This window comes from Candidatus Glomeribacter gigasporarum BEG34 (assembly GCF_000227585.1).
Classification (GTDB): domain Bacteria; phylum Pseudomonadota; class Gammaproteobacteria; order Burkholderiales; family Burkholderiaceae; genus Glomeribacter; species Glomeribacter gigasporarum_B.
The window spans coordinates 1-2,877 of sequence record NZ_CAFB01000087.1 but is presented as its reverse complement, the minus strand read 5'-3'; the positions used below and the strand labels follow the sequence as shown (position 1 = coordinate 2,877).

Annotated in this window: 2 protein-coding genes and 3 pseudogenes; 3 read left to right on the top strand and 2 right to left on the bottom strand. The window is 53.8% G+C overall.

The window, feature by feature from the left end:
* Window positions 1-317 (top strand): integrase core domain-containing protein (locus tag CAGGBEG34_RS08825; RefSeq protein ID WP_042688469.1); only part of this gene is annotated, 317 nt, incomplete at its 5' end.
* 66 nt (window positions 318-383) lie between these two features.
* Here CAGGBEG34_RS08825 and istB read toward each other — a convergent pair.
* Both istB and CAGGBEG34_RS08815 read right to left on the bottom strand, forming a co-directional pair.
* Window positions 384-1,090: pseudogene (gene istB / locus CAGGBEG34_RS08820) on the bottom strand (IS21-like element helper ATPase IstB).
* 13 nt (window positions 1,091-1,103) lie between these two features.
* Window positions 1,104-1,343 carry a hypothetical protein gene (locus CAGGBEG34_RS08815; protein ID WP_042688468.1) on the bottom strand — a complete coding sequence of 80 codons (240 nt, stop codon included), beginning with the start codon at window positions 1,341-1,343 and terminating at the stop codon, window positions 1,104-1,106.
* Window positions 1,344-1,371: 28 nt separating this feature from the next.
* Between CAGGBEG34_RS08815 and CAGGBEG34_RS09835 the strand changes: the two are divergent.
* Together CAGGBEG34_RS09835 and CAGGBEG34_RS11855 are read left to right on the top strand one after the other, a co-directional pair.
* Window positions 1,372-2,079 (top strand): annotated as a pseudogene (locus CAGGBEG34_RS09835) (transposase); the annotation flags it as partial.
* 133 nt (window positions 2,080-2,212) lie between these two features.
* Window positions 2,213-2,758, top strand: a pseudogene (locus CAGGBEG34_RS11855) (transposase); the annotation flags it as partial.
* Between the last annotated feature and the right edge of the window lie 119 nt (window positions 2,759-2,877).

Here is a 2,877-nt window from a genome sequence, read left to right as displayed (position 1 = left end):
CTGTGCCAGGCACCTGTATTCATCATAGTGACCGAGGGAGTCAATATGCGAGCGCGGAATACCGACGCGCTCTGCATGAATACGGTCTGATGGGCTCTATGAGCTCAGTTGCCAACCCCTACGACAATGCGCAAGCAGAAAGCTTTATGAAAACGCTCAAAGTTGAGGAAGTCTATATCTCTGGGTACGAAACCTTTGCAGACGTAACCGCGTGTCTGCCACGATTCCTTGAGGAGGTCTACAACGCCAAGCGCCTACACTCAGCCCTAGGTTATTTATCACCCAATCAGTTTGAAACAAGTTCGCTCAGCAAGTGAGTCAAATTTTACAGCCTAAGTTGTCCAGCTTCAGGGGGGCACTCCACCTCAGTCACACCTCCTATATCAGTTCCAATTTTCAAACCGGTAGCTTTCGTTTCCGGTTTCTAAAACGGAACAGTGATGAGTCAGCCTATCGAGCAATGCGGTTGTCATTTTGGCATCGCCGAAGACTTGCTCCCACTCCTTAAAACCCAAATTGGTCGTCACGATCAGTGAGACCTGTGCATACAATTTACTGACGAAATGGAACAGGAGAGCTCCGCCACTTTGAGAGAAAGGCAGGTGCCCCAGTTCATCCAGGACGATAAGTTGTATGTGCCGCTTCAGTCGTTCTGTGAGGCGTCCGGAATGCCCAGTCCGTTGTTCCTGCTCCAGCTGGTTGATCAGATCGACGACATTAAAGTACCGGACTTTGTATCTTTGTCGGACGGCATGAGCGGCGATGGCGACGGCAAGATAGGTCTTGCCGGTGCCGCCGACCAGGACGATGTTGCGTGTGTCGTCGATGAACTGACTTGATGAAGATGGCAGACCTCTTTTTCCGAGAGGGGACTGGCTTTGAAGTCGAAGGCGGCCAGGTTCCGATAAACGGGAAATGTTGCCAGCTTCATCTGATAATGAATAGATTGGGCTTTTCGATGAGAAAGTTCTGCCTGAGCGAGCGCGCCGCGCACTTCTTCAAAGCTGCCCTTGCGTTGTTTGTCCTGGGACAGAACATCGTCCCAGGCGGCGGCCATGCCGTTGAGTTTAAGAGTCTTCAGAAGGGTCATGAGTTGAGTTTTTTCATGCACACCCTTCTGCTGACCTGCTCAGCAAGGCGTCATAGCGTCCATAATCAGCGATGGGCGGCAGCTTCAGGCAAAGCTGCTCTGGCGTTGCCACAACCGCCGGGGCAGGATTGGTTTGCAGCCGGGAGAGGATGTTCAGGAGGGCGTCGGCGCTAATGGTTCTTTCTTCGATGGCCAGTTCGCAGGCGACTGTAACGGTTTCAAAGCCCTCTCTCTGGATAGCCGAGCCTGTCATGAATTTTATGTGTGGAGGTCATGAGATGATGATTCAAAAAAGGAGTGCTCATGATCGAAATGAAGAAGCACACAACGGAAAAAAATATCCAGACAAAATATTTTCAGATGAACGGATAAACCCATTGCTCAGCCAGGTACAGAGCAAAGAGACGGAATCGCTGTTAGGCGAATCTGGGCTTGCAGGTCAACTCAAGAAACGGTTGGCTGAGCGGATGCTGGAGGCTGAACTGAGCCATCATTTAAAGCAACAGAGCGCCAAGGGAAAACCGACAATCACCGCAACGGCAGTAGCGCCGAAACGGTGATCCCGCCTGTGGGTGATGTGCCCCTGGAGATTCCACGCGCCTGGCTTTCGACTTTTGAGCCTGCGCGTATTGCGAAATATCCGCGGCGCTTGCCTGGTGTTGATGCGCATGTGATCCGTCTGTACGCTCGCGGGATGAGTGTGCGCGAGATTCGCAGGCATGGATTGAAACTGTATGGATGGGAAGGCTGGCCCGATCTGATTTCGACGATCACCGATGAAGTGCTGGCTGAAGTGGAACAATGGCAGACGCGCCCGCTGGATCGCATGTATCCCATTGTGGATTTCGATGCGCTGCGGCTTCAGATTCGGGATGAAGGGCGCGTGAAAAACAAGGCCGTGCATCTTGCATTAGGCATTGGCGCGGGTGATTGTTAAGAAGTGCTGGGCTCTGGATTGAGCAAACACAGGGGCCAAATTCTGGCTGAAAGCATGTCATGCACGCCTCCCCCCTGCCTGTGAGCGGTGAGAGGAATGGAACTGGAGCCTCACAGGCCGACAGCCTCCAACTGCCAAAGATGGAAGATCATCAAGAGGTTCACCGGCAAACCGGAGGGTCCGAAATGAAGCTTACGCCCGTTGGAATGGAGATTGCAAAGCCTGTGTTCCAGGTGCACACCGTAGATGCAGTGACGGGGGAGATCGTGAACAAGCGGCTCAAGGGTGCGAAATTGCTGGAGTACTTTGCCCACCGAGGGCCTGGTCTGGCCGTGCAGCAACCGGGTCAGGGCGTTGCCGTGCAAACGGAAGGACAGCAAGCCGTCTTAGCGTTGCACCGAATGTGTCCGCAACTCGTGAAGTTTCGAACCAGGCAAATCCACAGCCTGCGTGGGTGGTTGACTGAATAGGGCGAGGGGATGGGAAAAGGCCGGGCAGCGTTGGACAAAGCGATGCCTGTTGTGCTGGAGAGGGTCGCGGATCGACTCCCCCGCAGGCGGATGGACATGCTACAAGCACAGTGGAATGGGTTGAAGCCGCTGGACGCACAAATCGCTGAGATTGAGAGACGGTTGCGTGAATGGGTGAAAGCAGATCAGGCCGTTCAGACCCTGACGGAGATTCCAGGGGTGGGCGTGCCCACTGCAAGCGCCGCCGTCGCGACAATAGGCATCAGGCTGCAACAAGGCCGGATATAGAGCGGCAACCTTGCCTGTCTGTCTGTCTGAACTTAAGAAAGCTTGCTCAAACGGGTGACGTTCATATAGTCTCAATGACGCGCAATAGGGGG